The 26,523-nt window shown below is 65.1% G+C and carries 25 protein-coding genes and 1 pseudogene; 14 read left to right on the top strand and 12 right to left on the bottom strand.

All coding sequences use genetic code 11. The features are described from left to right. Positions 1 to 71 precede the first annotated feature (71 nt). Positions 72 to 2,828, top strand: coding sequence for a methionine synthase (metH, locus tag ACD584_RS06895; RefSeq protein WP_076036001.1), 2,757 nt, complete (start codon positions 72 to 74; stop codon positions 2,826 to 2,828). A gap of 414 nt (positions 2,829 to 3,242) precedes the next feature. On the opposite strand, the gene ACD584_RS06890 is transcribed toward metH, so the two are convergent. The 11 genes from ACD584_RS06890 to ACD584_RS06840 form a co-directional block, all read right to left on the bottom strand. Next, positions 3,243 to 4,448 carry an AGE family epimerase/isomerase gene (locus tag ACD584_RS06890; RefSeq protein WP_076036002.1) on the bottom strand — a complete coding sequence of 402 codons (1,206 nt, stop codon included), beginning with the start codon at positions 4,446 to 4,448 and terminating at the stop codon, positions 3,243 to 3,245. Next, complete coding sequence (locus tag ACD584_RS06885; RefSeq protein WP_175611512.1) at positions 4,445 to 5,431, bottom strand: carbohydrate kinase; 987 nt, start codon at positions 5,429 to 5,431, stop codon at positions 4,445 to 4,447. Before ACD584_RS06885 ends, ACD584_RS06890 begins: the two co-directional genes overlap by 4 nt. Continuing rightward, the gene (fucP, locus tag ACD584_RS06880; protein ID WP_012438711.1) at positions 5,428 to 6,738 is read right to left on the bottom strand and encodes an L-fucose:H+ symporter permease; all 1,311 of its coding nucleotides are present in this window, start codon (positions 6,736 to 6,738) and stop codon (positions 5,428 to 5,430) included. The genes ACD584_RS06885 and fucP overlap by 4 nt, the downstream gene beginning before the upstream one ends. Positions 6,739 to 6,751: 13 nt before the next feature. Beyond that, the gene (locus ACD584_RS06875) at positions 6,752 to 7,861 is read right to left on the bottom strand and encodes a LacI family DNA-binding transcriptional regulator (protein ID WP_175611513.1); all 1,110 of its coding nucleotides are present in this window, start codon (positions 7,859 to 7,861) and stop codon (positions 6,752 to 6,754) included. A gap of 244 nt (positions 7,862 to 8,105) precedes the next feature. Further along, positions 8,106 to 8,942 (bottom strand): transporter, encoded by an 837-nt coding sequence (locus tag ACD584_RS06870; RefSeq protein WP_076036005.1) that lies wholly within the window; start codon positions 8,940 to 8,942, stop codon positions 8,106 to 8,108. Between the two features lie 255 nt (positions 8,943 to 9,197). Then, complete coding sequence (locus ACD584_RS06865; protein WP_323370230.1) at positions 9,198 to 9,887, bottom strand: DUF2058 family protein; 690 nt, start codon at positions 9,885 to 9,887, stop codon at positions 9,198 to 9,200. A gap of 18 nt (positions 9,888 to 9,905) precedes the next feature. Further along, the gene (locus ACD584_RS06860) at positions 9,906 to 10,142 is read right to left on the bottom strand and encodes a SlyX family protein (RefSeq protein WP_011036690.1); all 237 of its coding nucleotides are present in this window, start codon (positions 10,140 to 10,142) and stop codon (positions 9,906 to 9,908) included. Then, positions 10,135 to 11,481, bottom strand: a complete 1,347-nt coding sequence (locus ACD584_RS06855; protein ID WP_014507346.1) for a UDP-glucose/GDP-mannose dehydrogenase family protein — start codon at positions 11,479 to 11,481, stop codon at positions 10,135 to 10,137. The genes ACD584_RS06860 and ACD584_RS06855 overlap by 8 nt, the downstream gene beginning before the upstream one ends. A 24-nt stretch (positions 11,482 to 11,505) precedes the next feature. Continuing rightward, positions 11,506 to 12,408: an FKBP-type peptidyl-prolyl cis-trans isomerase gene (locus tag ACD584_RS06850; RefSeq protein WP_225041547.1), complete on the bottom strand. Its 903-nt coding sequence runs from the start codon at positions 12,406 to 12,408 to the stop codon at positions 11,506 to 11,508. Beyond that, positions 12,338 to 12,499, bottom strand: coding sequence for a hypothetical protein (locus tag ACD584_RS06845; RefSeq protein ID WP_223648265.1), 162 nt, complete (start codon positions 12,497 to 12,499; stop codon positions 12,338 to 12,340). Before ACD584_RS06845 ends, ACD584_RS06850 begins: the two co-directional genes overlap by 71 nt. A 60-nt stretch (positions 12,500 to 12,559) precedes the next feature. Further along, positions 12,560 to 13,117 carry a glutathione peroxidase gene (locus ACD584_RS06840; RefSeq protein ID WP_012438717.1) on the bottom strand — a complete coding sequence of 186 codons (558 nt, stop codon included), beginning with the start codon at positions 13,115 to 13,117 and terminating at the stop codon, positions 12,560 to 12,562. A 134-nt stretch (positions 13,118 to 13,251) separates the two neighbouring features. On the opposite strand from ACD584_RS06840, the gene ACD584_RS06835 reads away from it, so the two are divergent. The 7 genes from ACD584_RS06835 (at position 13,252) to ACD584_RS06805 (ending at position 17,636) form a co-directional block, all read left to right on the top strand. Continuing rightward, complete coding sequence (locus ACD584_RS06835; RefSeq protein ID WP_012438718.1) at positions 13,252 to 13,500, top strand: hypothetical protein; 249 nt, start codon at positions 13,252 to 13,254, stop codon at positions 13,498 to 13,500. Between the two features lie 2 nt (positions 13,501 to 13,502). After that, positions 13,503 to 13,865: a GntR family transcriptional regulator gene (locus ACD584_RS06830; protein ID WP_011036686.1), complete on the top strand. Its 363-nt coding sequence runs from the start codon at positions 13,503 to 13,505 to the stop codon at positions 13,863 to 13,865. Beyond that, complete coding sequence (locus ACD584_RS06825) at positions 13,862 to 14,737, top strand: ABC transporter ATP-binding protein (protein ID WP_011036685.1); 876 nt, start codon at positions 13,862 to 13,864, stop codon at positions 14,735 to 14,737. The genes ACD584_RS06830 and ACD584_RS06825 overlap by 4 nt, the downstream gene beginning before the upstream one ends. After that, positions 14,734 to 15,720, top strand: coding sequence for an ABC transporter permease (locus ACD584_RS06820; protein ID WP_011036684.1), 987 nt, complete (start codon positions 14,734 to 14,736; stop codon positions 15,718 to 15,720). Before ACD584_RS06825 ends, ACD584_RS06820 begins: the two co-directional genes overlap by 4 nt. A 9-nt stretch (positions 15,721 to 15,729) precedes the next feature. Next, complete coding sequence (locus ACD584_RS06815) at positions 15,730 to 16,554, top strand: GIN domain-containing protein (protein WP_076036007.1); 825 nt, start codon at positions 15,730 to 15,732, stop codon at positions 16,552 to 16,554. A gap of 27 nt (positions 16,555 to 16,581) precedes the next feature. Continuing rightward, the gene (locus ACD584_RS06810; protein WP_076036008.1) at positions 16,582 to 17,115 is read left to right on the top strand and encodes a DUF2884 family protein; all 534 of its coding nucleotides are present in this window, start codon (positions 16,582 to 16,584) and stop codon (positions 17,113 to 17,115) included. A gap of 98 nt (positions 17,116 to 17,213) precedes the next feature. After that, entirely contained in the window at positions 17,214 to 17,636 is a 423-nt protein-coding gene (locus tag ACD584_RS06805) for a hypothetical protein (RefSeq protein ID WP_016944498.1), read from the top strand. Positions 17,637 to 17,938: 302 nt separating this feature from the next. On the opposite strand, the gene ACD584_RS06800 is transcribed toward ACD584_RS06805, so the two are convergent. Then, entirely contained in the window at positions 17,939 to 19,342 is a 1,404-nt protein-coding gene (locus ACD584_RS06800) for an aspartate ammonia-lyase (RefSeq protein ID WP_076036009.1), read from the bottom strand. A 286-nt stretch (positions 19,343 to 19,628) separates the two neighbouring features. Here ACD584_RS06800 and ACD584_RS06795 point away from each other — a divergent pair, with 286 nt between their 5' ends. The 6 genes and pseudogenes from ACD584_RS06795 to ACD584_RS06770 all read left to right on the top strand — a co-directional run bounded on the left by ACD584_RS06795 (position 19,629) and on the right by ACD584_RS06770 (position 26,501). Then, the gene (locus ACD584_RS06795; protein ID WP_076036010.1) at positions 19,629 to 20,951 is read left to right on the top strand and encodes a hemolysin family protein; all 1,323 of its coding nucleotides are present in this window, start codon (positions 19,629 to 19,631) and stop codon (positions 20,949 to 20,951) included. A 35-nt stretch (positions 20,952 to 20,986) separates the two neighbouring features. Continuing rightward, complete coding sequence (purB, locus tag ACD584_RS06790) at positions 20,987 to 22,354, top strand: adenylosuccinate lyase (RefSeq protein WP_076036011.1); 1,368 nt, start codon at positions 20,987 to 20,989, stop codon at positions 22,352 to 22,354. 252 nt (positions 22,355 to 22,606) lie between these two features. Beyond that, a complete protein-coding gene (locus ACD584_RS06785; protein WP_016944496.1) occupies positions 22,607 to 23,107 on the top strand; it encodes a DUF3060 domain-containing protein in 501 nt (166 codons plus the stop codon). 139 nt (positions 23,108 to 23,246) lie between these two features. Then, entirely contained in the window at positions 23,247 to 23,870 is a 624-nt protein-coding gene (locus ACD584_RS06780; protein WP_070692826.1) for a DUF3060 domain-containing protein, read from the top strand. Between the two features lie 176 nt (positions 23,871 to 24,046). Next, on the top strand, positions 24,047 to 25,594 hold the full coding sequence (locus ACD584_RS06775) for a cupin domain-containing protein (protein ID WP_076036013.1): 1,548 nt from the start codon (positions 24,047 to 24,049) through the stop codon (positions 25,592 to 25,594). Then, a pseudogene (locus ACD584_RS06770) lies at positions 25,591 to 26,501 on the top strand (GNAT family N-acetyltransferase). The gene ACD584_RS06775 and the pseudogene ACD584_RS06770 overlap by 4 nt, the downstream one beginning before the upstream one ends. The last annotated feature ends 22 nt before the right edge of the window (positions 26,502 to 26,523 follow it).

Here is a 26,523-nt window from a genome sequence, read left to right as displayed (position 1 = left end):
GCACGCCGTCTTCGTTGCTGGCCTGACACGCACGCGTGCTCTGGCCGACCCGTCACCTTGCAGATGCCCGCATGAACGCACAGCCCCGCTACACCCGTCTGTCCGGCCTGGAACCGCTGGTCATCACCCCGGACCTGCTGTTCGTCAACGTGGGCGAGCGCACCAACGTCACCGGCAGCGCGCAGTTCCGCAAGCTGATCAAGGAAGAGCGCTACGAGGAAGCGGTGGAGGTGGCGCGCCAACAGGTTGCCAACGGCGCGCAGATTCTCGACGTCAACATGGACGAGGGCCTGATCGATTCCGAGAAGGCAATGACGCGCTTTCTCAACCTGATCATGTCCGAGCCTGATATCGCGCGCATCCCGGTGATGGTGGATTCGTCCAAATGGACCGTGATCGAAGCGGGCCTGAAGTGCCTGCAAGGCAAGAGCATCGTCAACTCGATCTCGCTGAAGGAAGGCGAAGCGGTGTTCATCGAACAGGCGCGCAAGGTGCTGCGCTACGGCGCCGCCGCGGTGGTGATGGCCTTCGATGAAGTGGGCCAGGCCGACACCTGCGCGCGCAAGGTGGAGATCTGCACACGCGCCTACAAGGTGCTGACTGAAAAAGTTGGCTTCCCGCCGGAAGACATCATCTTCGACCCGAACATCTTTGCGGTGGCCACCGGCATCGAGGAGCACGACAATTACGCGGTGGACTTCATCGAGGCCACGCGCGAGATCAAACGCACCCTGCCGCATTGCCATATCTCCGGCGGCGTCTCCAATGTGTCGTTCTCGTTCCGCGGTAATGAAAGCGTGCGTCAGGCGATCCACTCGGTGTTCCTGTTCCATGCAATCAAGGCCGGCATGGACATGGGAATCGTCAACGCCGGCGGCATGCCGATCTACGACGAGCTCGACCCGGAGCTGCGCGAGCGCGTGGAGGATGTGATCCTCAACCGCCGCAAGGACGGCACCGAGCGGCTGCTGGAAATCGCCGAGCGCTACAAAGGCACCAAGGGCGCCGCCAGGACCGAGGATCTGGCCTGGCGCGAAAAACCCGTGCGTGCACGCCTGGCGCATGCGCTGGTGCACGGCATCGATGCGTTTGTGGAAACCGACACCGAAGAAGCCCGGCAACTCTCCACGCGCCCGCTGGACGTGATCGAAGGGCCGTTAATGGATGGCATGAACGTGGTCGGCGATCTGTTCGGCGCCGGCAAGATGTTCCTGCCGCAGGTGGTCAAATCCGCACGTGTCATGAAAAAGGCCGTGGCCTATCTGCTGCCCTTCATCGAGGCGGAAAAACTGCGCACCGGCGATGTCGGCAAGTCCAACGGCAAGATCATCATGGCCACGGTCAAGGGTGACGTGCATGACATCGGTAAGAACATCGTCGGCGTGGTGCTGGCGTGCAACAACTTCGATGTGGTCGACCTGGGCGTGATGGTCAGCGCGCAGGTCATCCTGGATCGTGCGCGCGAAGAAAACGCAGACCTGATCGGGCTATCGGGCCTGATCACGCCCTCGCTGGAAGAGATGTCGCACGTGGCGCGCGAGATGCAACGGCAGGGCTTCGAGATTCCGCTCTTGATCGGTGGCGCCACCACTTCGCGTGCGCACACGGCGCTGAAGATCGACCCGCATTACACCGCGCCGACCGTGTGGGTGAAGGATGCCTCGCGCGCGGTGGGTGTGGCGCAATCGCTGATCTCGCGCGATCTGCGCCAGGCCTTCGTCGCCGCCAACGATGCCGATTATGCCGAGATCCGCGCGCGTCATCGCAACCGTGGCGATGCCAAGCGGCTGGTGTCGCTGGAAAAGGCACGCGCGCAAAAGTTCGATGGCGGCTGGGACAGCTACACGCCCCCCGCGCCGCGCCAGCCCGGCCTGCACGTGTTCGACGACTACCCGCTGGACGAGCTGATCGAGCTGATCGACTGGACCCCGTTCTTCCAGGCCTGGGAACTGGCCGGCAAGTTCCCGGCCATCCTCAGCGACGAGATCGTCGGCCCCCAGGCCAGCGAGCTGTATCGCGATGCCCGGCGCATGCTCAAGCGCATCGTCGAAGAGAAATGGCTGACCGCCAAAGCCGTCTTCGGCCTGTGGCCGGCGAACAGTGTGGGCGACGATATTGTTGTCCTCACTGAGCCGGCGGACTCGGCAAACCCCCATGGCGAATCGCACAGCGCCTCGGAAGCGCTCGACCATTCCCGATTCTCCATTCCCCATTCCCTGCATTTTTTGCGCCAGCAAGTCGACAAACCCGTCGACCGCCCGGACTTCTGTCTGGCCGACTTCGTCGCGCCCAAGAGCAGCGGCAAGCAGGACTGGATTGGTGCGTTCGCGGTCACCGCCGGGATCGGCATCGACCCGCATGTGGCACGTTTCGAAGCGGCCCACGACGACTACAACTCCATTCTGCTCAAGGCGTTGGCCGATCGCCTGGCCGAGGCCTTGGCCGAACGGCTGCATCAGCGCGTGCGCACCGAATTCTGGGGCTATATCGCCGATGAGACGCTGGACAACGAGGCGCTGATTGCAGAGCGCTATCAAGGTATCCGCCCGGCGCCCGGTTATCCGGCCTGCCCGGAGCACAGCGAAAAACGCACCTTGTTCCATCTGTTGCATGCCGAGCACAACGCGGCGATGTCGCTGACCGAAAGCTTCGCCATGCTGCCCACCGCGGCCGTGTCGGGCTACTACTTCAGCCACCCCAAGAGCCAGTATTTCGTGGTGGGGCGCCTGGGCAAGGAACAGGTTGCCGACTACGCCAAGCGCAAGGGCATCACGCTGGCGTTGGCCGAACGCTGGTTGGCATCGAATCTGGATTACGACCCGGAGTAAGGGCAGCTGATCTGCCGCCTGGCTGCAGGGCCCCTGCCCGCCCCCCCATCACGGGACACGCTGCAAGTACGTCCTTGTAAGCGCTTACGCGGCATCCATGCCGCGTAAGGTCCCGCGATGGTGGGCAGACAAGGACCAGTCGCGATGGGCGGTGTGCGTAGTTTTCAACAAAGCAACCAGAAAACTCTGGCGTGGTGTCCTCACCGCTTGCGGGACCGTGTGGCGGCATGGATGCCGCCACCGAGCCCCCAGGGATGGGTTCACGGCGTGTCCCGCGAGCGGTGAGGGCATCGCGCCCTCGACCGACTAGGCTTCTGACATCAACGTCTGACTGCATCTAAACGCCGCTACGAGTCGATATCTCGGCGTCTTGAAGTCATTGAAAGGTCGGCACACCTCGCTGACCGTGTCGCATCACGCAGCCGGCCGCAACACGTTCAACACTTCGTAGCACGCACCCATGGTGTGGTAATCGGTCTTGCCGGCCGGGCTCTTCTCGTCGCTGTACTTGCGATTGTCCGCATCCAGGATGCGGTACCACGCGCCGTAGCGGTGATCGATCATGTGCGTCCAGGAGTAGTCCCAGAGCTTGTCGTACCACTGCCAGTAGCGCGCCTCACCGCTGCGCTGCGCCAGCAACGCAGCGGCAGCCAGCGACTCGGCCTGCACCCAGAAATACTTGTCGTCGTCGCAGACCTTGCCGTCGGGGTCGAAGCCGTAATACAGCCCGCCGCGCTGCGCGTCCCACGACCGCTCCACCGCCACATCGAACAGGTGCTGCGCGGTCGGCAGCAACCAGTCGGCCGGCGCATAGCGATCGAGCAACATCAGCAACTTGGCCCATTCGGTCTGGTGCCCGGGCTGGAATCCCCACGGGCGGAACAGGTGCTTGGGATTGTCGCGGTTGTAGTCCCAATCGATATTCCACTGCAGATCGTAGTGCTCCCACACCAGACCATCGGCCTTGGCGGCCTGGCGCCGGGTCATGTTGTCAGCAAGCAGTAGCGCGCGGTCGAGATAGCGTTGCTCACCGCTGGCCTCGTAGGCGGCGATCATCGCCTCGCACATGTGCATGTTGGCGTTCTGGCCGCGATACGTGGTGAAGTTGAACTGCGCATCGGCCTCGTCACGGTACAAACCAAAACCCGGCTCCCAGAAATGTTTCTCCAGGAGCTGCCAGGTCTCGTCCATCCACGCGCGTGCTTCGTCCACGCCGGCCTTCAAGCCGCACGAATACGCCAGCAACACGAAGGCCACGCCGTAGCAGTGGTTCATGTCGTCTTCCACCACGCCATCGCGCAGCGTCCATGCATAACCGCCGGTGGCGGCATTGCGGTGCACGTTACGCAAATAGGCCAGACCATGCCGCACCGCGTCAAGATAGTCGGCATTGCCGAATTCGCGGTAGGCCATCGCATAGTTGAAGACAAAGCGCGTGCTGCTCACCAGATGCCGGTGCCCGGCGTCGTAGATCGAGCCGTCGTCGCGGAAATACTGGAAGAAGCCACCGGCTGGGTCGATCGCGCGCGGGTGGTAGAAGGCCATGGTGTCGGCGATGTGCTGGCGCAGGACATCGGCCGAACGGAAATCCGGTGCGGGGGTCGCGGGCAATGGGCTCATGATTGTTCCTGGATCAAAGAATGGACCTCGTCAACGCTGGGCATCGCGGCGAACGCGCCCTTGCGTGTCACTGCCAACGCACCAACGGCGGCGGCGAAGCGAATCACCTCGGCAATGGCCGCCGGGTCGGCACACAGCTGCTCAAGCGTGCTCGCGCGCGCTGCCAGCTGGAACAACAGGCCGCCCACGAAGGCATCGCCGGCCGCCGTGCTGTCGCGCACCTGCACATGGAACGCGGGCACCTGCCCGGAATCCACACGCGTCTGCCAATGCACCGGCCCGCCGCCATCGGTGACAAGCAACCAACGGGCGTGGCCTTGCCACAGCTTCTGCGTCACAGCGCTGGCATCGCTGTCGAGCGTGCCGGCGAGATAGTCGAGCTCTTCGCGCGACAGTTTCACCACATCGGCAAGCGCGAGCGCTTCCCACAACAGCGGTGCCGGGTCGACATCCTGCGGCCACAGCATCGGGCGCAGATTGAGATCCAGGCTGACGATGGTGCCATCGGCACGCGCGCGGCGCATGCCGTCCAGCGTGCACTGCGCGATGGCCGGCTCGGTCATGCTGTTGGAGCACACGTGCAACACGGCTGCCTGCGCAAAGCCATCGGCGGCGAAATGTTCGGCACGGAACAACAGGTCCGCCGCCGGCGGGCGATAGAAACTGAAACTGCGTTCGCCGGCCGCATCCAGCGCGACGAATGCCAGCGCCGTCTTGGCCTCATCGGTGCGCACGATGCCATCGGTCACGACGCCGGCCTGCTGCAGGCTCTCCAGCAGGAAATCGCCAAACATGTCGCGCCCGAGCATGCCTACAAAATGCGCCGCGCCGCCCAGGCGTGCCACCGCAACAGCCACGTTGGCCGGAGCGCCACCCGCATACTGGGCGAAGGTGCGAGCCTCGTTGGGGCCGGCCGGGGGCAGCGCCAGCATGTCGATCAGCGCTTCGCCGAAACACACCACCTGGTTCTTGGCAGCACTCATGCGCGTGCCTCCGCCAGTGCGCCGCGCAGACGCGAGCCCCAGATGCCGTAAAACACGATGTACAGGTAGCACAGCAGCGGCAACACGAACGACTCATGCAAGCCGATGCGGTCTGCCAGCAGGCCCTGCAGGTACGGCACGATCGCGCCACCCACAATGGCCATGATCAGCAGGCTCGACGCACGCCCGGTCAGCGGGCCAAGACGCTCGATGCCCAAGGTGAAAATGGTCGGGAACATAATCGAGTTGAACAGGCCGATCGCCACCAGCGCATACACCGCCAGCATCCCGCCACTGGCCATGGTCAGGCCCAGCAGCAGCGCATTGATACCTGCGAATACCGACAACAACACGCGCGGCGACAACTTGGCCAGCAGCGCCGAGCCAATGAAGCGCCCGATCATCGCCAGCGTCCAGTACGCAGAGACGTAGTTGGTCGCCTGACGCTCGGTGAAGCCGCCGATCTGCGGCAGTGAGAAGTAGTTGACCATCAGACTGCCGATGGCGACTTCCGCCCCCACATAGAAGAAGATCGCCAGCACGCCGAACCGCACATGCGGGTGGCGCAATGCATCCAGCAGCGAATGCGCGCTTTCGTCCTTCTGCGCACTCGCATCGGTGAGCGCCGGCAGGCGGAACAGGAACACGAAGATCGCCAGCAGGAACAACACCACCGCCAGGCCGATATACGGCCCCTGCACTGCCTGCGCTTCCTGCACGCGATAGGCCAACTGCTCGGCGTCCGGCAGCACCTTGAGCTGGTCGCCCGTCATCACGGTGTTGGACAGGATCAGCCAGCCACCGAACAGCGGTGCGATCGCGGTACCAAGCGAATTGAGCGCCTGTGCCAGGGTGAGCCGGCTGGATGCGCTGCGCTCGGGACCGAGCAGCGCCACGTACGGATTGGCCGCCACCTGCAGGATGGTGATGCCGGTGGCCAGCACGAACAATGCACCGAGGAAGGCGCCATACACGCGCAGTTCCGCCGCCGGCCAGAAGCCCAGCGCGCCGACCGCCGCCACCGCCAGGCCGGCCACGATGCCCTGCTTGTAGCCCAACCGCGCCACCAGCCAGCCGGCCGGCAGCGACATCAGGAAATACGCGCCGAAGAAGGTGAACTGCACCAGCATCGCCTGCGCGAAGTTGAGCTCGAACACCGCCTTCAGATGCGGGATCAGGATGTCGTTGAGGCAGGTGAGAAAGCCCCACATGAAAAAGATCGTGGTAGCCACCGACAATGCGACGCCGTTGTTGACGGGCGCCTTGTTGCCGCTTGGCACAGTGGATTGCGTGGAAAGGGAAACCATAGGAGTTGCCTGGTCAGCGGCCTGGGGCCTTGGTGGGGGGATTGGTGGACACTGCGGGGGACGGTGCACATGCGCTGCTCGCGCGAATCTTCAATGCCACCGCAGCGGTAAGCCGCTGCGGCGCATGGTCGGGGTGTTCAATGCGCTGCAGCATCAGCCGTGCGGCCTGCTGGCCACGCGCGCGTGGGTCGGCCGCCAAGGTGGTGAGTGCGGGGGTGAACAAGCTGGCTTCGGCGATATCGTCAAAGCCGGTCACTGCAAAGTCGCGGCCGGGCACAATGCCGCGCATGGCCAACGCGGCCATCAATCCGAGTGCAACGCTGTCGTTGTAGCAAACCGCGGCACTGGCAGTGCGGTCGGGGTGCGCAAGCATCTGGGTCGCACACACCGCGGCATCCTGGCGGTTGGGTGCCGACTCCACCCACTGCACTGCCAGACCGGCGGCCGCCATTGCGCGCGCGTAACCGGCGCGCCGTTGCCGGCACGAACTGGACGCGGCATGTCCACCGAAAAAGACGATGTGCCGATGGCCTTGCGCGATGAGATGCGAGCAGGCCTCGAAGGCGCCCTGCTCGTTGTCCAGCGCCAGCAGATCCCACTCGGCATCGGCGACCTCGCGATTGAATAGCAGCACGTTGCGCTGCCGTCCCAACGCCTGGGTCAGTGCCTGCGCCTGGCTGCCTTCGGCCGGCGAGAGGATGATGCCGGCGGGCGTGTGCTCCATCAGTGAGCTCAGCACCGCCTGCTGGCGTTGCGTGGATTCGCCGGTGCTACCGAGCAAGGTCACGTACCCGGCTGCGCCCAGGGCTTCGTCCACGCCTGCGGCGAATTCGGCAAAGAACGGATTGGACAGATCGTTGATCACCAGCGCGATGCTGGATGACGTGCGGCGGCGCAGATTGGCTGCGGCACGGTTATAGACATAGTGTTGGCGATCCAGCTCGGCCTCGACCCGTGCGCGCGTGCTCGCATGCACCAGCGGGCTGCCGCGCAGCACCAGCGACACGGTCGCGCGCGAGACACCAATGGCGTTGGCGATATCGCGCAAGGTCACCGCGCCACGGCGGGTACGGCCCGCTGCGTCGTCCTCAGGCGACGGAGGCGCCGGCGTGGCGCCTGTCACGCAGCAGACCTGGAGTGGTAAGGAAGAGGCATGCACTCGACGCTGATTGGATCGATCCAATTAGGCCTTTTCCCTGCATTCAATGCATGCGGCAGTGCAGCATTTCTGTGGGAACGGGCTGGAGCGTGCGTTGGTCAGTCCAATGGTACTGACGAGTGTCCCTTGCCCCACGACGACCAGAGCAAGCGCCTTGGCTCCAAATCCAGCGCCTGTGTGCTGGCCCCAGCGTATCCGCAGCTCACCGTCACTGGAAGGCGATCGACAGCCCTAGCCCGCCCTGCCAGTCCGGGCTCTCGGAGGTCAGCCCACGCAACACCGAGACATCCAACTGCATCGCATGCGGCAGCTGCCAGGCACCGCCCGCGCCCGCCACCCGTGCATGGTCACCCCCCGAGTCGATACCGGCTTCCACATAGCTGCTGAAGTGCTCGCCGGAAAAGAAGGTGTAGTTTGGTGCGAAGGTCCATTGGTGGCCATCGCTATCGCGGGCGTAGTTGACGTACAACGCCAATGCGCGCTCCTGCGGTAGGTCCCACGAGGCGGTGACGCCCAGTTCGCGCGAATAGCCGTCGCTGAAGGCCGCACTGCCGGTCGGCACGCTGTAGCTGCCGAGCACGGCCCAATGAAAGCTCTCCACGCGCGACGGTAGCGCCACCTTGAGCGCAACGTGGCTGTCGCCACCACCCCGCACACGTTCACCACCGCCGTGCTGCCAGTTGTAGCTGTCACTGCCCAGCTGCAGCTCGACGTTCTCAAACAGGCCCAGGCGCAGCACGGTATCGGCCGTGTACAGCGTGGTGCGCTGCCCGCCGCTACGGTCGGTGCTGGCATCGGGAAGCCCCTGCTCCCAGGCAAACGCGCCGGGGCGCAGCGTCTCGGCCGCGAACGGGATCCCCGGGCGATCGAACGCCAGCGCATCGTCGGCCTGCGCGAAAGCGCACTGGCTGAGCAGACCCAGTGCGAGCAGCACTGCGGCGGATGTACCGAGACGGCGTGCAAATGATCGTTGACGTGATTGCGCGCAATACGTTGCTTCAGCCGCAGAGGAAGAAGTAGGACGAAAACGTGACAGTGTGGGCATGGCAAGGCCTTCCAATGAAGAAGCGGCGGCGCATCAGTCGCGTCATCATCTGCGAAAGCCGCCATACGCGAGCGCTGCGATGGTGGGGTGCTGGCCGTGATTAGCCTGTGTATCGCGGCGCAACAGAAACGAAGCGCTAGAAGCCGGGCATTCGTTAGGCCTGCGGGCCAATAAAGACAGCGACGGGCAAACAAAAAGGCACCGCTCAGGTGCCTGAGTTGTTGCGTTCAATGTGCCGGAAAAACACGCCCCGCCTCACCAGACCAGGTCGTCCGGCACCTGGTACTTCGGGTCGGCGTACGGGTCGTCACCGGCCGGTGCATTGGGGTCTACCTTCAACGCCACCGATGGTGCAAACACGGCTTCGGCTTCGGCAAGCACCTGTGCTGTCACCAGCAGATAGCGGCCATTGAGTTGCAGCACGCCCAACTCGCCGGCATTGAGTGCCTTGAGCTGATCGGCGGTGACGTAGATGCGCTTGATCTTGCCGCCATACGGAAAATGGCGGGCGATGTCCGCTTCAGCGTGATTGAGGCTCTTGTCCTTGAGCAGTTCTTCGAGCTTGGCCTTGGCTTCGCGCCGCAGGCGTGCTTCTTCCTGCTTCACGCGCTCGGCTTCGATGCGCTCGTCCTTCTCGCGTTGCGCGCGGATCGCGTAGGCCTTGGCCAGGTCGATGTCCTCGCGCGTGCGCGCAGGCCGGGGCCCACGACGGTCTGCGTTCGGATGCGGCCTGGCGGAGGGCGCGGGCTTGCCGTCGGGTGCCGCAGCGGCATGCGGCCGCTGCGGTCCCCTGCCCTGTCCCGGCTTGCCGGGCGCAGGCTTGCCACTCTTGCCATGCGGACGCGCGGCAGGCCGTGCGTCGGGTTTGCGTTCGGGCTTGGGGGCGGGCTTGGGGGTGGGCTTGAAGCCCAACCCAAGCAACTGGTCACGTAGGGTATCGCTCATGGCGGTGGCAATCTGCAATCAATAGTGCGGCGGTGGCGGTTCGTCCGCCGCATCCGCAAACAACGTGGAGCGCACCTTGCCCAGATCCTCAAGCAGGTGGCGGATCAATTCGGCATTGCGGGCGCCCGTCAAACGGGCGTCCGCAAGCGCTTCACTCAGTTCGGTCAGCGCCTGCTCCTGAAAGGAGAGGCGCGTTTCCAGTTCCACCAACCGCGCTTCCAGTTCCTGGTCGCGCGGCGAGAGTTGCTCATGCATGCAGCGAACGGCCTCGTCCGATGGCGTAGTACGCTAGACCTGCGGCTTCGATCTCCTGCGGGTCGTACAGGTTGCGGCCGTCGAACACGACGTCGTCCTTCAGAGCCTGCTTGATCTTGCCGAAATCCGGGCTACGGAACTGCTTCCACTCGGTGACCACGACCAGCGCGTCGGCGCCTTCCAGTGCGGCGAAGGCGTCGTCGCAGAACGTCAGGTCGTCGCGCTCGCCGAAGATGCGCTTGGCTTCGTGCGTGGCTTCAGGGTCATACGCGCGCACCTTGGCACCGGCTTCCCACAACTGCGCCATCAGGCGACGGCTGGAAGCTGCACGCATGTCGTCGGTATTGGGCTTGAACGCCAGGCCCCACACCGCAAAGGTCTTGCCGGCGATGCTGCCGTTGCCATCGGCATAGTGACGCTGCACCAGTTCGAACAGATGCCCCTTCTGCGCATTGTTGACGCTTTCCACCGCGTTGAGCAGGGTCGGCTGCATGCCGTACTGCTGCGCGGTCTTGGCGAGCGCCTGCACATCCTTCGGGAAGCACGAGCCGCCGTAGCCGGCACCGGGGTAGATGAAGTGCCAACCAATGCGCGGATCCGAACCGATGCCGTTACGCACATGCTCGACGTCCGCACCGACGCGTTCGGCAATGTTGGCGATCTCGTTCATGAAACTGATCTTGGTCGCCAGCATCGCGTTGGCCGCGTACTTGGTCAGCTCGGCCGAGCGCACATCCATTTCCACGATGCGATCGCGGTTGCGGTTGAACGGGGCATACAGACGGCGCATGCGCGCAATCGCTGCCGGCTTCTTGGCACCGATCACGATCCGGTCCGGGCGCATGCAGTCAGCCACCGCGTCGCCTTCCTTGAGGAACTCAGGGTTGGAAACCACGTCGAACTCATGGTCCACGCCGCGTGCATCCAGTTCTTCCTGGATGGCCGCGCGCACCTTGTCGGCGGTACCGACCGGCACCGTGGACTTGTTGACGATCACCGACGGCCCGTCGATATGACGGCCCACGGTGCGCGCAACCGCCAGCACGTACTGCAGGTCGGCGCTGCCGTCCTCGTCAGGCGGCGTGCCCACGGCGATGAAGGTGATTTCGCCGTGCGCAATCGCCTCGGCCGCGTCGGTGGTGAAGCGCAACCGGCCAGAGGCGTGGTTGGCTTTCACCATCGGCTCCAGGCCGGGTTCATAGATGGGAATCACCCCACGATTGAGACCATCAACTTTCGCCTGGTCGATATCCACGCAGATAACGTGATGACCTACTTCCGCCAGACAGGTACCGGTGACAAGACCAACATAGCCGGTACCAAAGATCGCAACTCGCATGGGTGGGGGTACTCCTGTGGGGGATCAGGGAAGGATACCCATCAGTTCGACATCGAACGTCAACGTTGCGTCCGGTCCGATCGGCCCCCCCTGCGTGCCGTTCGGGCCATAGGCCAAGTTGGATGGAATCCAGAAACGATATTTCGAACCGACCGGCATCAAGGCGACACCCTCGGTCCATCCAGCAATCACTTGATTCAGACCGAACTCGGCCGGCTGGCCGCGCTGGTAAGAGCTGTCGAAGACCTTCCCGTCGAGCAGCTTGCCTTCGTAGTTGACGCGCACCGTGTTGGTGGGCATCGGGCGCTCGCCGCTGCCCTGGCGCAGCACCATGTACTGCAGACCCGAGGCCGTGGTGATCACGCCTTTTTCGGTCTTGTTCTTGGCCAGGAACGCATTGCCTTCTTCGCGATTCTTGGCACCGGCTGCGCCCTGCTTGGCAGTGGCGAACGCCTGCATCGTTGCGGCCGCTTCCTGCTGGGTCAACCGCGTGGTGCCCTTGGCGAACACGGTGCGGACGGCTTCCATCAGGATCGACAGATCGATCTCGTCCTTGATGCCGGCCAGCGACGGGCCAACCGCGCGGTCACCCAGCATCAGGCCGACATTTTCCTTGGACGGCGCCGCCGGGGCGCTGCCCGGTGCCATGCCCGGCATCTGCTGGCCGTTGCGTGCAGCCAGCGCGGTGCGCAGTGCGGTGTCGGTGGCCTGGGTCTGCTCGTCGGACAACAGCGGCTTGCCGCCCTTGAAGGCGTTCTCGATGGCGCGCTGCATGGCGCTCACATCGATGTCCTGCGCGATCGGCTCGAACGAACGTGCCACGTCCATACCGATGGCGTAACTCACGTTGCTCTTTTCAGACGATGCATTCAAAGCCGGCTTCTCCTTGGTGGCCGCTGCGGCCGGTTGTTGCGACATCGCAGGCATCGTTGCCGACATTGCCACCATCAGTAGCGACGCCGCCGCGCCGCGCTTTCCCATCTTCATTCGATGCACTTCCCGAAAGTGAAAAGATCACGCCGACGCCGGCGCTGAATGCGCATTGTCGCATGTGCACGCGACGTTGCGCGCTCCGCGCTCAGCGTGCCGGCGCCTTGAGCTCGCGCTCGATCGCCGCCAGCACCTGCGGATCGTCCGGCTTGACCTTGCTCGGGAACTGCGCCACCACCTGTCCATTGCGACCGATCAAATACTTGTGGAAGTTCCAACCCGGCGCCACGCCGGTCTCGCGCGTCAGTCGCTGATACAGCGGGGTCGCCTGCGCGCCCAGCACATGCACCTTCTCAAACATCGGGAACTTGACGCCATAGGTCAGCGTGCAGAATTCCTGGATCTGTTTCTCAGATCCGGGTTCCTGTCCCTGGAAATCGTTGGACGGGAAGCCGAGCACCGTGAACCCGCGGCTGCCGAAGCGCTGATTGAGCGCCTCCAGGCCTTCGTACTGCGGGGTGAAGCCGCACTTGCTGGCGGTGTTGACCACCATCACCACCTTGCCGCCGTAACTACGGTTCAGGTTGATTGGGGCCTTGCCGGCCAGCGGGCGGTAGTCCAGATCCAGCACCGAGGTACCGGCCGCCACCGCAGCAGTGGAAAAAAGTCCAGCAAATACAAGGACCAACAGACGATTGAGCGACATGAGCGGTGCCCTAGGTGGTGAGGACACGCGCGCCAGCGGCGGGGTGCCATCAGTTGGGTATGACAGGCAGTTGACTGCCTGCGTGTCGGTGTTATAGTTGAATACAACACCAGTCATCCAACGCAGGGGAAAGCATGAACAGCACACGCTTTACGCGACCAGTTCCGCTGCTGCTGTTCGGCAGCACCCTGTTCGCCATTGGTTGCCTGGGAGCCGCTTCCAGTCAGGTCACGGATACCGGCGCCGATTATGGCGCGTCGGAGGCGGTTACGGAAAACGCGACAACTCCCCCCGAGACACGCACCCGGCCCAGCCGGCACCTGCGCGCCTCGCTGTCGATGCCCTATTTCTCCTTCGCGCAAGTCCTGCGCCCACGGAGCTGATCATGACTGACATCCAGTGGAGCGACGGCGCTCCCATCTATCGCCAACTCAAGGAACGTGTGATTGCCATGATGCTCGATGGAATCCTCAAGCCTGGCGACGCCCTGCCCTCGGTGCGGCAAGTGGCGGCCGACTATCAATTGAACCCCATCACCGTTTCGCGCGCCTATCAGGAACTGGCCGACGAGAACCTGGTGGAGAAGCGCCGCGGCCTGGGCATGTTCATGACCCCGGAAGCCGCACAGAAATTGCGCGGAAGCGAACGCGAGCGCTTCCTCAATGAAGAATGGCCTGCGGTGCTGGAACGCATCCAGCGCCTGGGACTGACCATCGACGATCTGCTGCCACAGGGGAAAACACCATGACCGCCGTCTCCACCGACCACGTGGTCGACGCTCGTGGCCTGCGCAAGGCCTACAAGCATCGACTTGCGCTGGACAACACCAGCTTCACCATCGCCGCCGGCCGCATCATCGGGCTGATCGGCCCCAACGGCGCCGGCAAGACCACCGCGCTGAAGGCCGTGCTGGGCCTGACCGATTTCGACGGCGAGCTGCAGGTGCTGGGCATGGACCCGCGCACGCAACGCAATGCGCTGATGAACGAGGTCTGCTTCATTGCCGATGTAGCGGTGCTGCCGCGCTGGCTGCGTGTCGGCGAGGCCATCGACTTCGTCGCCGGCGTCCACCCGCGCTTTGACCGTGCCAAGTGCGAGCGCTTTCTGGCCAACACCCAGCTCAATCGCAAATCGCGGGTGCGCGAACTCTCCAAGGGCATGATCGTGCAGCTGCACCTGGCCCTGGTGATGGCCATCGATGCGCGCATCCTGGTGCTGGACGAGCCCACGCTGGGCCTGGACATCCTGTACCGCAAGCAGTTCTACCAGCGCCTGCTGGAAGACTACTTCGACGAGCAGAAGACCATCATCGTCACCACCCACCAGGTGGAAGAGATCGAGCACATCCTCACCGATGTGATGTTCATCCGCGACGGCCGCATCGTGCTCACGGCCGATATGGAACACGTCGCCGAGCGCTACACCGAAGTACTGGTCAACGCCGAGCACCTGGACAGCGCGCGCGCACTGGGCCCCATCGACGAGCGCAGCCTGCCGTTCGGCAAGACCGTGATGCTGTTCGACGGTGCGCCCAAGGAGCAACTCGCCCGCTTCGGTGAAACCCGCAATCCCGGCCTGGCCGATCTGTTTGTTGCTGTCATGAAGGGGACCTACGCATGAATGCAATGACCCACCAAGCATCTCCCGCACGCACGTTCACCTGGCTGCTCAAACGCGAGTACTGGGAGCACCGTGGCGGTTTCGTCTGGTCGCAGGTGATCACCGGCGGCATCGCGGTGTTCTTCGCGCTGCTGGGCGCGGTGATCGGCGCAGTCAGCGCGCGCGGCAACATGTCCGGCGACAGCATGAGGATGGACGACCTGGCCGAATACACCCGCACCCTGGGCCAGGTGGGCGACGGCCTGCTGCTGGGCGGCATCGGCATCGCCTCGGTCGTACTGGCCTTTGTGGTGTTCTTCTATGCGCTGGGCAGCCTCTACGACGACCGCCGCGATCGCAGCGTGCTGTTCTGGAAATCCTTGCCGGTGTCGGACACGCAGACAGTGCTGTCCAAGGCCGCATGGGCGTTGTTGCTGGCGCCGCTGATCGCGATTGCGATCGGTCTGGTGGTCGGCCTTGCCCTGTGGTTGATCGCCATCGGTGGTGCGTTGATCGCCGGCGTCCCCAGCCCATGGGCCATGGCCACGCATTCGCATCCGTTCGCCCTGGTTGGACGGCTGTTGATGACCGTGCCGATGAGCCTGTTGTGGTCGCTGCCGACCGTGGGCTGGCTGATGTTCTGCTCGGCCTGGGCCACTTCCAAGCCGTTCCTGTGGGCGGTGCTGTTCCCGCTGCTGGCCTGCGTGATGCTGAGCATTCTCTCGGCCATGCCCGGTGTGTCGCTGCCGATCGGCTGGGTCTGGTACATCGTCGGCTACCGCGGCCTGCTGAGCGCCCTGCCCGGCACCTGGTCGCCGCGCGCGGTCAGCGGCACCCTGGACAGCAGTGCGATGCAGAATCCCAGCGACCTGGTGCAATGGGTGCTGCAACACACTGACAGCGCACGCGTCTACGGCAACCCGGACATCTGGATCGGTGCGGCCATCGGCGTTGCCCTGATCGCTGCCTCCATCTACCTGCGCCGCCGGCGCTCCGAAGCCTGAGGTCGCGCCATGCGCCTGCCACTGAGTCTGCTCCTGCTGCTTGGTCTGCCCGGCGCTGCCGTGGCCGAAGAGCAGTGCAAGTTTTCCGACCCGCGCAGCCTGGAGTTGCAGTTGTCCGGGATCAAGACGGTGTTGTTCGAAATCGCCTCCAATGACCTGCGCCTGGAGGCGATCCCGGGCACCAGCGGGCGCGTGAGCGGGCGTGCCTGCGCTGCCCGGCCCGAGTTGTTGCGCAACCTCACCGTCACCCAGAAACGGATGGGCACCAAACTGGTAGTCACGCTGGAAGACGACCGCCCGCTGCGCATTTCCATTGGCGAGAGCTACGCGTATCTGGACCTGCGCGGCAGCGTGCCGAATACGCTGCTGGTGCAGTTTGATATCGGTTCCGGCGATGCCGAGATCAGCGGCGCTGCAGCCGTCAGCGCCGACGTGGGCTCCGGCGACATGACCGTTCGCCGCACCAAGGGCCGCGTGACCGCCAAGGTGGGTTCGGGCGATATCGAACTGGAGGACGCGGGCGCCTTGCAGGTGCTGGCCGTGGGCTCTGGCGATATCAAGGCGCGCCAGATCCGTGGCGCGGCAGAGGTCGGCAAGATCGGCTCGGGCGACGTGAAGCTGCATGGCGTCGCCGGCAACGTGCAGGTTGGCAGCATTGGCTCGGGCGATCTTGAAGTCCGCGATGTACAAGGCAGCGTCAACATCGAATCGATCGGCTCCGGTGCCGCGGAGGTGCGCAAGGTGCAAGGGGATCTGACGTTGGCGCACAAGGGCAGCGGCGATATCAACGCCAGCGATATCTCCGGCACCACGCGTGTGCCGGCCGACCACTGATCAACGTCCAACATGGGGAGACTGCAGATGAAAGTGCTTGCTTCGGCATTACTGATGGGGGCGTTGCTGGTGGGGTGCGGCGGGCACTCGGAGAGCACGACCAGCGGCTCGGCGCAGGTCAACGGCAGCGGTGTGACGTTCGACAACAACAGCGTCACGCTCAACCGTAGCGGCTTGCCGGCGGCCAGGATTGGTGCAGACGGCAGCTTGCGCATCGCTGGCAAGCCGGTGGCGCTGAACGCTGCGCAGCAGCAGGCCATGCGCGGCTATTACGCGCAGTTGCAGGCCGTGGCCAAGCAAGGCATCGAGATCGGCACCAAGGGCGCGGCGTTCGGTGCGCAAGCGGCGGGCGAAGCGCTCAAGGGCGTGCTGAGCGGCAACCCCGACCAGATCGGCGGGAAGATCGAAGCCGAGGCCGACACCTTCAAGCAACACGCACTGCAGATCTGCGACCGCCTGGTTGGTCTGCGCACGGCGCAGGATGCGGCCGCCAGCCTGATTCCGGCCTTTGCGCCCTACGCCAGCCTCACCCAGCACGACGTCGAGGACTGCCGCAAGTAACGCCACTGTGCCGGCATGCGCCGCCCCGGTCGATTGATCGGGGCGGCGTTGACGGACGCGGGATTACACTAGTGGTCTTCCCACGACCCTCCGACCCCATGAACAAGCTCGTGATCCTCTGCATGGCGCTACTGCTGTGCACTCTAGCCGCCTGCGGTGACCAATCGTCCCGCCGCGCCGAACGTGGCAAGCCACGCGTCGCGGTGACCACCCAGTCGGTGATGATTCGCCGCCCACCCGCAGCCAATGCGGAGATCACCCCGGACGGCACGCTGAAGATCGACGATATCGCCCTGCCGCAGGCCGAGCCGACCCGGCTCAAGTTGCAGCTGCTGTTCGGTCACCTGCAGATGTTGCGCCAGCAGGCCATCGCCGATGCGGGCCCGGACCCCGGGTACAAGTCGATCAAGCTCACCGCAACGCCGGACATCCAGCGCCTGAGTGGCGAATTGCTCAACGACATCCCGCCGCTGCAGCCGTATCGCGAAAGCTTCGGCAATGTGCAGGCCGAGCGGCATTGAGTCTGCATAATCGCGGCAATCCGTAGGAGCGCGCTTGCGCGCGATGGCGCGTTATCGATACCGCCATCGCGCACGAGTGCGCTCCTACGACAGCTGAGTGCAATCAGCGCCTACGCCAACTGCGCAAAGCTGTGTTGTCGCTGTAGCCGTACTGCGAAGCTTCGGCAGCATGCCGCCGAAACATCGAACGTACGTAATGCTGGGCGTTACCGCGAACCCGTAGGAGCGCGCTTGCGCGCGATGAGGCGTTATCGATAAAGCCCATCGCGCACCAGCTGTGCTCCTACAACAGCTGACCAAGGTCAGCCGCCACCACCGCCACCCGCCTGGATGCCACCGCGCGTCAACGCCGCCGGATCCAGCAAACGGCGCAGCTCTGCCTCGCTCAGACCGCTGTCTTCCTTGGCCACATCCAGCACCGGGCGCTGTTCCTTGTAGGCGCGCTTGGCGATCGCGGCAGCCTTTTCGTAGCCGATGATCGGGTTGAGCGCAGTCACCAGGATCGGGTTGCGGTCCAGGGCCTCGCGCACGCGCTCCTGGCGCACCTTCAATCCGGCAATGGCGGTATCGGCGAGCAGGCGCGAGACGTTGCTGAGCAGGTTGATCGAATCCAGCAGGTTCGCGGCGATCAGCGGCAACGCCACGTTCAACTGAAAATTGCCGGTCTGCCCGGCCACCGTGATCGCGGTGTGGTGCCCGATGACCTGCGCGCACACCATCACGGTCGCCTCGGGAATCACCGGATTCACCTTGCCCGGCATGATCGAACTGCCTGGCTGCAACGCCGGCAATTCGATCTCGCCCAGCCCTGCCAGCGGCCCGGCATTCATCCAGCGCAGGTCGTTGGCGATCTTGATCAAGGCCACCGCCAGCGCATTGAGCTGGCCCGACAATTCCACCGCATCATCCTGCGCCGCCAGGCCTTCGAACTTGTTCTCGGCACTTTCGAACTTGACGCCGCTCAACGTGGACAAGGCCTTGGCCACCTTGCCGCCGAAGCGCGGATCGGCGTTGATGCCGGTGCCAATCGCAGTGCCGCCCAGCGGCAACCGGCGCAGCCGCTTCAGGCTGTCGTCGATGCGCTCCTGCGCGGAACTGAGCTGTGCAGACCATGCGCCGAACTCCTGGCCAAAGGTCAGCGGCATCGCATCCATCAGATGCGTGCGGCCGGTCTTGACGATCTTGTCCAGACTCTTGGCGCGCTTGTCGATGGTCTTGCGCAGATGCTTGAGCGCCGGCTGCAGCTGCTCCTGCACCGCCAGCAATGCCGAGACGCGAATCGCGGTGGGCACCACATCGTTGGAACTCTGCCCGAGATTGACGTGGTCATTGGGATGCACCGCATCCTTACCGGCGCGCGTGGCCAACGTGGCAATCACCTCGTTGGCATTCATGTTCGACGACGTACCAGAGCCGGTCTGATACACATCGATCGGGAAATGCGCATCGTGCGCGCCCTGCGCCACCTGCAAGGCGGCTTCCTGCACCACCTTGGCCACCGATTTGGACAGCAGCCCGAGATCGGCGTTGACGCCTGCGGCCGCAGCCTTGATCAACCCCAGCGCGCGAATGAAACCGCGCGGCATCGGCTGGCCGGAAATCGGGAAGTTCTGCACGGCGCGCTGGGTCTGCGCACCCCACAACGCATCGGCAGGCACCTGCAATTCGCCCATGCTGTCGTGTTCGATCCTGAAACTCTCGCTCATCTGCACTCTCCGCACATCGTTGATTGGTGGTGAAGGAAGGCTGGCAGCGGGGCGCACCCGGGCTGGCGACGCCATACGATACGCGCCCACGCCGTTGCCGCGATGTCATCGCAGCACTGCGGCTAGACTGTTGCCTGTGTTTGCTGGAGATCTTTCGCTGCCATGGGCGACGCGCCTGACTGTAGAACCCAACTGTTGATCGCGTGTTTCGCCACGCCACACCGCCGCCCCAGCCCCGCACACGTCGCGCAGCGCATTCCGGCGACCGCACCGCGTGAAGTACGCCATGTGGGCTAATGTCGGGCTGTTGCTGATCGCGCTGTTGCTAGTGCTGTTGAACGGTTTCTTTGTCGCCGCCGAATTTGCATTGGTCAAATTGCGGCACACCCAGGCGGTGGGCCTGGCCGAACACCACGGCTGGCGCGGGCGCCTGCTGCTGGGCGTGCATGCACACCTGGACGCGTATTTATCGGCCTGCCAGCTCGGTATCACGCTGGCCTCGCTTGGCCTGGGCTGGGTCGGCGAGCCGGCCTTCGCGCACCTGCTGCAGCCGGTGTTCGACACGCTGGGTCTATCGCCGGAAGCCGCACAGTTCACCGCGCTGGCGATCGCCTTCAGCCTGATCTCGTTTCTGCACATCGTGCTCGGCGAACTGGCGCCCAAATCGATGGCCATTCGCCGCCCGGAACGCATGTCGCTGTGGACGGCCGCACCGCTGTACGCGTTCTACTGGGTCATGTATCCGGCGATCTGGGTGCTCAACACCAGCGCCAACCGGCTGCTACGCGTGCTGGGCTGGGGCGAGGTGGAGCATCAATCGCACCGCTATTCGCGCGAGGAACTCAAGCTGATCGTGGGCCGCCAGGATCCCAACGCGGTCGCGCCCGACCACGGCATGGCACTGATGAGCCACGTGCTGGAGCTGCCCGACCTGGTGGCTGGCGACCTGATGCGCCCGCGCGAACACCTGCGCAGCCTGCGGGAAGGCATGACGCTACAGACGGTGCTGGCGGAATTCAGCACCTCGCGTTACAGCCGTTACCCCTGGTTCGACGCCGAGGGCGAGCAGATACTCGGCATCCTGCACACCAAGGACATCCTGGTGGCGATGGCGCGCGGCCAGACCCTGGATGCGCTGCGCCCCCTACTGCGCCCGGCCACGGTGCTGGCGCTGGAAAGCCCGATCCCGCGGGCGCTGGAGCAGTTCCGCAGCGGCGCCACCCATCTGGCGCTGTGTGTGGACGAGCACGGCCGCATCCTGGGGTTCTTCACCTTGGAGGACCTGCTGGAGGTGGTGGTGGGCGAGATCGAGGACGAGCACCGCCACGTGGTGCGCGACGCGCCGGTGCGCGGCCCGGACGGCTCGCTGCTGGTGGCCGGCAGCACCTCGATCTTTCGCCTGGAACGCCTGCTGGGCCGGGATCTCAGCGCGCCCGACCAGGTCAATTCGGTTGGCGGCCTGATCGTGCACCAGCTGCAGCGGCTGCCGGAAGAAGGCGAGACCCTGGAACTGGACGGGCACCTGCTCACGGTCCGGCGCATGGTCGGCCACCGCATCCAGGCGGTGACGGTGCGCCCGGTCGGCGAAGCCGGCGCCGGGGCGGCGTAGAATAGCCGCCCCGCCTGCTTCCCAGTGCCCTGCCCATGTCGGATTCCGCCCTGCTCGCCCTGTCCCCGCTCGATGGCCGCTACGCCTCCAAGGTGGACGCGCTGCGCCCGATCTTTTCCGAATACGGCCTGATCAAGGCACGCGTGAAAGTGGAGATCGAGTGGCTGCTGGCACTGGCCGCCGAGCCGGGCATCGCCGAACTGCCGGCCTTCTCGGCCGCCGCCACGCAGCGCTTGCGCGCCCTGGCCGAGCAGTTCAGCGTGACGCACGCCGCACGCGTCAAGGAGATCGAGCGCACCACCAACCATGACGTCAAGGCGGTGGAGTACTTCATCAAGGAACAGCTCAAGGACGATGCCGAGCTGGGCCCGGCGCTGGAATTCGTGCATTTCGCTTGCACCAGCGAAGACATCAACAACCTCAGCTACGGCCTGATGCTGGAGCAGGCGCGCCGCGAGGTGCTGCTGCCCACCCTGGACAGCGTCGCCGCCTCGCTGCGCACGCTTGCGCACGCTCAGGCCGCGCAGCCGATGCTCTCGCGCACGCATGGCCAGACCGCCTCGCCCACCACGCTCGGCAAGGAGATCGCCAACGTGGTGGCGCGGCTGGAGCGCCAGCGCAAGCAGATCGCCGCGGTCGAGCTGACCGGCAAGATCAATGGCGCGGTGGGCAACTACAACGCACACGTGGCGTCCTACCCGTCGGTTGACTGGCCGCAGTTCGCGCAACGCTTTGTCGAAGGCTTGGGGCTGGTCTTCAATCCCTACACCACGCAGATCGAGCCGCACGACAACGTGGCCGAAATCGGCGATGCCACCCGCCGCGCCAACACCATCCTCATCGACCTGGCACGTGACATCTGGGGCTACATTTCGCTCGGCTATTTCAAGCAAAAATTGAAAGAAGGCGAAGTCGGTTCCTCGACCATGCCGCACAAGGTCAACCCGATCGACTTCGAGAACGCCGAAGGCAATTTCGGCGTCGCCAATGCGCTGTTCGAGCATTTCAGCGCCAAGTTGCCGATCAGCCGCTGGCAGCGCGACCTCACCGACTCCACCGTGCTGCGCGCCCTCGGCACCGCGTTCGGCCATACCCAAGTGGCGCTCGACTCGCTGGCCAAGGGCCTGGGCAAGCTGACCGTCAATCCCGAGCGCCTGGATGCCGATCTGGATGCCGCCTGGGAAGTGCTGGCCGAGGCCGTGCAGACGGTGATGCGCCGCCATGGCCTGCCCAATCCCTACGAGCAACTCAAGGCACTGACCCGCGGCCAGGGCATCACCGCCGCCTCGATGCAGGCGTTTGTGGAAAGCCTGCAACTGCCCGAAGAGGACAAGCAGCGCTTGCGTGCGTTGACGCCCGGTGCTTATACCGGTCTGGCCGAGCAATTGGCGCGCGCCATCTGATCTGCTGGCAAGGCCAGTACCGGCCCGCCGTACGGGCCGTATCTGCTCAGCCTGCCCAGACCTCAGGCAGCGTCCATCGGTCGCGCTTCCTGCCAATGGCGTGCCGTCTGCGCTCGTTAAAGGCTGTGCCTCGATCCGCCTCGCGTCATGCACGCCAACTGTTTCCCGGGCCCGGACAGGGCCCATGGTCCTGCACATGGACCACCGAGCCGGACTGCTATCGTGCCGGCCTCGCCCTTCAGGAGATCGTCAATGCGTGTGACTCAGACAGCAGTGTCCCTGTTGACCCTCGCCAGCGTGCTGGCGCTGAGCGGATGCGGCGCCGATGGCCCCGCCGCGCAGGCGCTGTCGGCGGTGTCGTCCACCTTGACCGACCCAGCCAGCGGTGCCGACTGCGGCGGCAGGGATCTGCGCATTACCAAGGACAACGCCGACACGATCGTCAATGGCGAATGCGGCGCAGTAACGATCACCGCCTCGCATGGCGCGCTGAACGTCGAAAAGGCACGTGCCATCCGCGTGGAGGGCAGCAGTTTCACTGTCCTCAACCGACAGGTCGGCGAGTTGAGCATCATCGGCAACAACAACACGCTCAACCTGACCAACCTCGGCAGCGCAGACATCCAGGGCAACCAGAATCTGGTCCTGGTCCGCGAGGTGAAACAGGTGCGTTTTTCCGGTAACGACAACACCGTCAATCCCTCCAGCAAACCCACGCTGGACGACCGTGGCAGCGGCAACAAGCTGATGTAACGGCGGCGCGATCGCCATCGACCTGTCTGCCGTGCCGCTGGTGGATCCGTGACTCACAGACTCGACCACCTCGTGCGCCAGCGGCGCGTGGACCAAGCCCATCGCTGCGTTGTGTTGTTCCCGTTTTCAGGAGATTGACATGGCATTGCGCTCACTGCTGCCCCTCTCACTGCTCGCATTGGCGGCCTGCGGCGAGCAGCCCGCTGCTGATCCTGCTGCTGCCATCTCCCCGACGCCTCCAAGCGCATCCGCAGCATCGGTGGCGCCAGCTCAATCCGCTCCCCAGCCGGCGCAGCCGGCCCTGTCGCCAGCAAGCACCGACGCCGCACCGAAGGCCGACACTGGCGAGCGGCCGACGTTGCTGGTCACCTCGACCAGCGGCACGGTCAGTTGCGACGGGCATAACGTCGATCTGACCGGCGACCACGCCAATCTGCTTTTCAAGGGCGATTGCGGCGCCATCTCCGTGCTGGGCGAGCAGGCAATCGTGCAGATCGAGCGCGCCGAATCGGTCCGTATCGTTGGCGACGCTGCTCAGGTCACCCTGGCCGGCGATGCCAAAAGCGTCGAACTGTTCGGCCGCAAGTCCACGCTCAAGGCCGGTCGCGTCGACACCCTGCTGGTGCCCGGCGACGACAATCACGTGCAGGTGCAGACGATCGGTGAGGCCACGCTGCACGGTCGCGGCAACCGCATCAGCCAGCAGTCCGGGACTGCGAGGGTCGATGACTACGGCAGCGACAACCAGATCACGACCCGCTGACCCGCCGGCGCCCGCGCCGGCCAGCATCCGGCGCGACCAGCGCCTCCATGGGCAAGCCTTGCACTGAAACCTGACTGCAACACAGGCCGGCAAGGCATCGCGCAGCGGGCTGGGCGACAATAGGCCACTTCGCCGGCCGCGCAGCGCCGGCTTTTCCCAGTCGGACCCGTCACACCATGAAAAAGACCGCCGCAAAAAAGACCGTTGCCAGAAAGGGCGCCCCGCTGCCCTTCGAGATCCATGCCACCCGCGATCAGCCGTTGGGCATGCCGGTCGAGCGCTTCCTGCGCACCTACTGGCACAAGCATCCGCTGCTGATCCGCAACGCCTTTCCGGATTTCCAGTCGCCGCTGCAGCCCGAAGACCTGGCCGGCCTGGCCTGCGAAGACGGCGTGCTGGCGCGGCTGATCAGCCACGACCGCGCCACCGACGACTGGACCGTGCGCACTGGACCGTTCCAGGAAACCGACTTCCCCGGCCTGCCCGACCACGACTGGACCCTGCTGGTGCAGGACGTGGACAAGTGGGACGCCGACGTACGTGCGCTGCTGGAACAGTTCCGCTTCCTGCCGCGCTGGCGCATCGACGACATCATGATCAGCTTCGCCGCCACCGGCGGCTCGGTGGGCGCGCATGTCGACCATTACGACGTGTTCCTGCTGCAGGGCCTGGGCCATCGCCGCTGGCAGGTCGACGCACGCACCTCGCAGGGCCGCAAGCCCACGCCGATGGCGTTCCGCGACGATGTGGACATCAAGCTGCTGCGCGAATTCAAGCCCACCCACGACTGGGTGCTGGGCCCGGGCGACATGCTGTACCTGCCGCCGCTGGTGCCGCACCACGGCGTGGCCCAGGACGCTTGCCTGACCTTCTCCATCGGCACCCGCGCGCCCTCCTCGGCCGAGCTGATCGGTGACTACCTGGACACCTTGATCGCCGATGCCGACGAGGCCGTGCGCTATCACGACGAAGACCTCAAGGTGCCGGCTGATCCATACGAGATCGATGTCACCGCGATGAACCGCGTGGTCGCCGCACTCAACGCCCTGCGCATGAACGACCCGGACCGCCTGGGCGACTGGTTTGGCCGCTTCATGACCACCTACCGCGCCTCCGGCGACGTGGTGCCGGCACCGGAACCGATCCCGCGCGAGGCCGTGGAGCAGGCTCTGGACGAAGGCGTGCTGCTGCATCGCCACCCGTGGTCGCGGCTGGCCTGGCGGCGTGCCAAGCGCGGCGCCACCCTGTTCTGCAGCGGCCTGGAATTTGCGCTGTCGGTCAAGGACGCCAGCCGCCTGGCCGCCGCCGAGGAGATCGACGGCGCGCTGTACGGGCAGTTGTCCGTGCGTGGCCGCGAGGTGGTGCTGGAACTGCTGGCGCAGGGCCATTACCAGCGCGCGCATGAGGATCAGTACGAAGACCTCGACGACGACGATGCGCATACCCTGAGCCTGTCGGCCGACCACCTCGACAACGACGAAGACGCTGATCTGGATGCCGACACCGACGCCACGCAGATCGATGCGGACGCCGATGTGGAAGCAGTCGCAGACGAGGCTGACCAGCCGGATGCGCTCGAGGAAGCGCAAGACGAGGACAACACCGCCGACGCGGCCGCCGACACCGGCACGGCAAGCGACGCCTCTGCCACGCAGGAAGACGACGACGCCAACCCGGCCGACGACGACGCGTTGCACGACGACGAGGATCCGCAGCGCTCATGACCCCCGCCGGCCCGGCGCAGATCGTCACCCTGGACCCGGCCACGCAGGCCGGGACCTTGCGTGCGCTGCGTGCGGGCTGGGCGGCCAGCGCTACCGAGGACTCCTGGGATGCCCTCGACCCGCTCAGTCTGCATCTGGCCGCACGCGATGCGGAGGGCAAGCTGGTCGCCGCCGTCCGGCTCACGCCGGATCGGCGCATCGACCGCCTGGGCGTCCTGCCGGCCTGGCGCCGGCGTGGCCTGGCCGCTCGCCTGCTTGCCGCCGCCGTGGACAGCGCCCGCCAGCGCGGCTGGCCCACCGTGAGCACGCATGTCAGCGCAGAAGCCGCCGCCCTGTTCGGCCGGCTCGGTTTCCTGCCTGTGCCCCCACTGCGCTCTCGACAACCGCGGAGGAGGCGCCTGCAGGCCAGGCGCTGTATCGCCGCCTGGACGGCCCGATGGCGGTCGAAACCCTGGCAGCGGCACACACCGCCACCACCGCCCTGCTCGGCACCGCGCGCCGGCAGGTGTTGATCTACACGCGCGCCCTGGACGTGGCGTTGTTCGATGCCCCGGCCGTGCTCGAGGCGCTGCGTCGCTTTGCCACCGCTCGCCACGACAAGCGCGTGCACGTGCTGGTGCAGGAGCCCGCCGCGGCCGGCGCCAGCGGCAGCTCACTGCTGCGGCTGGCGCAACGCCTGCCCAGCGTGTTCCGGTTCCGTGCGATCAGCGATCCGGTCGATACCAGCTATGCATCGGCCTACGTGATCGGCGACGACGCCTACTACTTTCGTCCAACAGGGCACCGCTTCGACGACGGCGAAACCTGGCTGACCGGCGCGGCACGCAGCCGGCAGCTGGAGCGCGAATTCGCGCAGATATGGGAGCGCAGCGCACTTTGGAACGAGCCGCGCGCGCTTGGCATCTGACGCCGCAGCGCCCCTTGCGCGT

This window comes from Xanthomonas sp. NCPPB 2922, from assembly GCF_041520885.1.
GTDB lineage: Bacteria > Pseudomonadota > Gammaproteobacteria > Xanthomonadales > Xanthomonadaceae > Xanthomonas > Xanthomonas campestris.
Note: the sequence above shows the minus strand (reverse complement) of the source record. Positions and strands in the feature narration are given on the sequence as shown.

Bases quoted from the DNA above. Each gene is read 5' to 3' on its own strand.
- metH (WP_076036001.1), top strand. From the start codon at position 72: ATGAACGCACAGCCCCGCTACACCCGTCTGTCCGGCCTGGAACCGCTG.
- ACD584_RS06890 (WP_076036002.1), bottom strand. From the start codon at position 4,448: ATGAGCCCATTGCCCGCGACCCCCGCACCGGATTTCCGTTCGGCCGAT.
- ACD584_RS06885 (WP_175611512.1), bottom strand. From the start codon at position 5,431: ATGAGTGCTGCCAAGAACCAGGTGGTGTGTTTCGGCGAAGCGCTGATC.
- fucP (WP_012438711.1), bottom strand. From the start codon at position 6,738: ATGGTTTCCCTTTCCACGCAATCCACTGTGCCAAGCGGCAACAAGGCG.
- ACD584_RS06870 (WP_076036005.1), bottom strand. From the start codon at position 8,942: ATGCCCACACTGTCACGTTTTCGTCCTACTTCTTCCTCTGCGGCTGAA.
- ACD584_RS06865 (WP_323370230.1), bottom strand. From the start codon at position 9,887: ATGAGCGATACCCTACGTGACCAGTTGCTTGGGTTGGGCTTCAAGCCC.
- ACD584_RS06860 (WP_011036690.1), bottom strand. From the start codon at position 10,142: ATGCATGAGCAACTCTCGCCGCGCGACCAGGAACTGGAAGCGCGGTTG.
- ACD584_RS06855 (WP_014507346.1), bottom strand. From the start codon at position 11,481: ATGCGAGTTGCGATCTTTGGTACCGGCTATGTTGGTCTTGTCACCGGT.
- ACD584_RS06850 (WP_225041547.1), bottom strand. From the start codon at position 12,408: ATGCCTGCGATGTCGCAACAACCGGCCGCAGCGGCCACCAAGGAGAAG.
- ACD584_RS06840 (WP_012438717.1), bottom strand. From the start codon at position 13,117: ATGTCGCTCAATCGTCTGTTGGTCCTTGTATTTGCTGGACTTTTTTCC.
- ACD584_RS06835 (WP_012438718.1), top strand. From the start codon at position 13,252: ATGAACAGCACACGCTTTACGCGACCAGTTCCGCTGCTGCTGTTCGGC.
- ACD584_RS06830 (WP_011036686.1), top strand. From the start codon at position 13,503: ATGACTGACATCCAGTGGAGCGACGGCGCTCCCATCTATCGCCAACTC.
- ACD584_RS06825 (WP_011036685.1), top strand. From the start codon at position 13,862: ATGACCGCCGTCTCCACCGACCACGTGGTCGACGCTCGTGGCCTGCGC.
- ACD584_RS06820 (WP_011036684.1), top strand. From the start codon at position 14,734: ATGAATGCAATGACCCACCAAGCATCTCCCGCACGCACGTTCACCTGG.
- ACD584_RS06815 (WP_076036007.1), top strand. From the start codon at position 15,730: ATGCGCCTGCCACTGAGTCTGCTCCTGCTGCTTGGTCTGCCCGGCGCT.
- ACD584_RS06810 (WP_076036008.1), top strand. From the start codon at position 16,582: ATGAAAGTGCTTGCTTCGGCATTACTGATGGGGGCGTTGCTGGTGGGG.
- ACD584_RS06805 (WP_016944498.1), top strand. From the start codon at position 17,214: ATGAACAAGCTCGTGATCCTCTGCATGGCGCTACTGCTGTGCACTCTA.
- ACD584_RS06800 (WP_076036009.1), bottom strand. From the start codon at position 19,342: ATGAGCGAGAGTTTCAGGATCGAACACGACAGCATGGGCGAATTGCAG.
- ACD584_RS06795 (WP_076036010.1), top strand. From the start codon at position 19,629: ATGTGGGCTAATGTCGGGCTGTTGCTGATCGCGCTGTTGCTAGTGCTG.
- purB (WP_076036011.1), top strand. From the start codon at position 20,987: ATGTCGGATTCCGCCCTGCTCGCCCTGTCCCCGCTCGATGGCCGCTAC.
- ACD584_RS06785 (WP_016944496.1), top strand. From the start codon at position 22,607: ATGCGTGTGACTCAGACAGCAGTGTCCCTGTTGACCCTCGCCAGCGTG.
- ACD584_RS06780 (WP_070692826.1), top strand. From the start codon at position 23,247: ATGGCATTGCGCTCACTGCTGCCCCTCTCACTGCTCGCATTGGCGGCC.
- ACD584_RS06775 (WP_076036013.1), top strand. From the start codon at position 24,047: ATGAAAAAGACCGCCGCAAAAAAGACCGTTGCCAGAAAGGGCGCCCCG.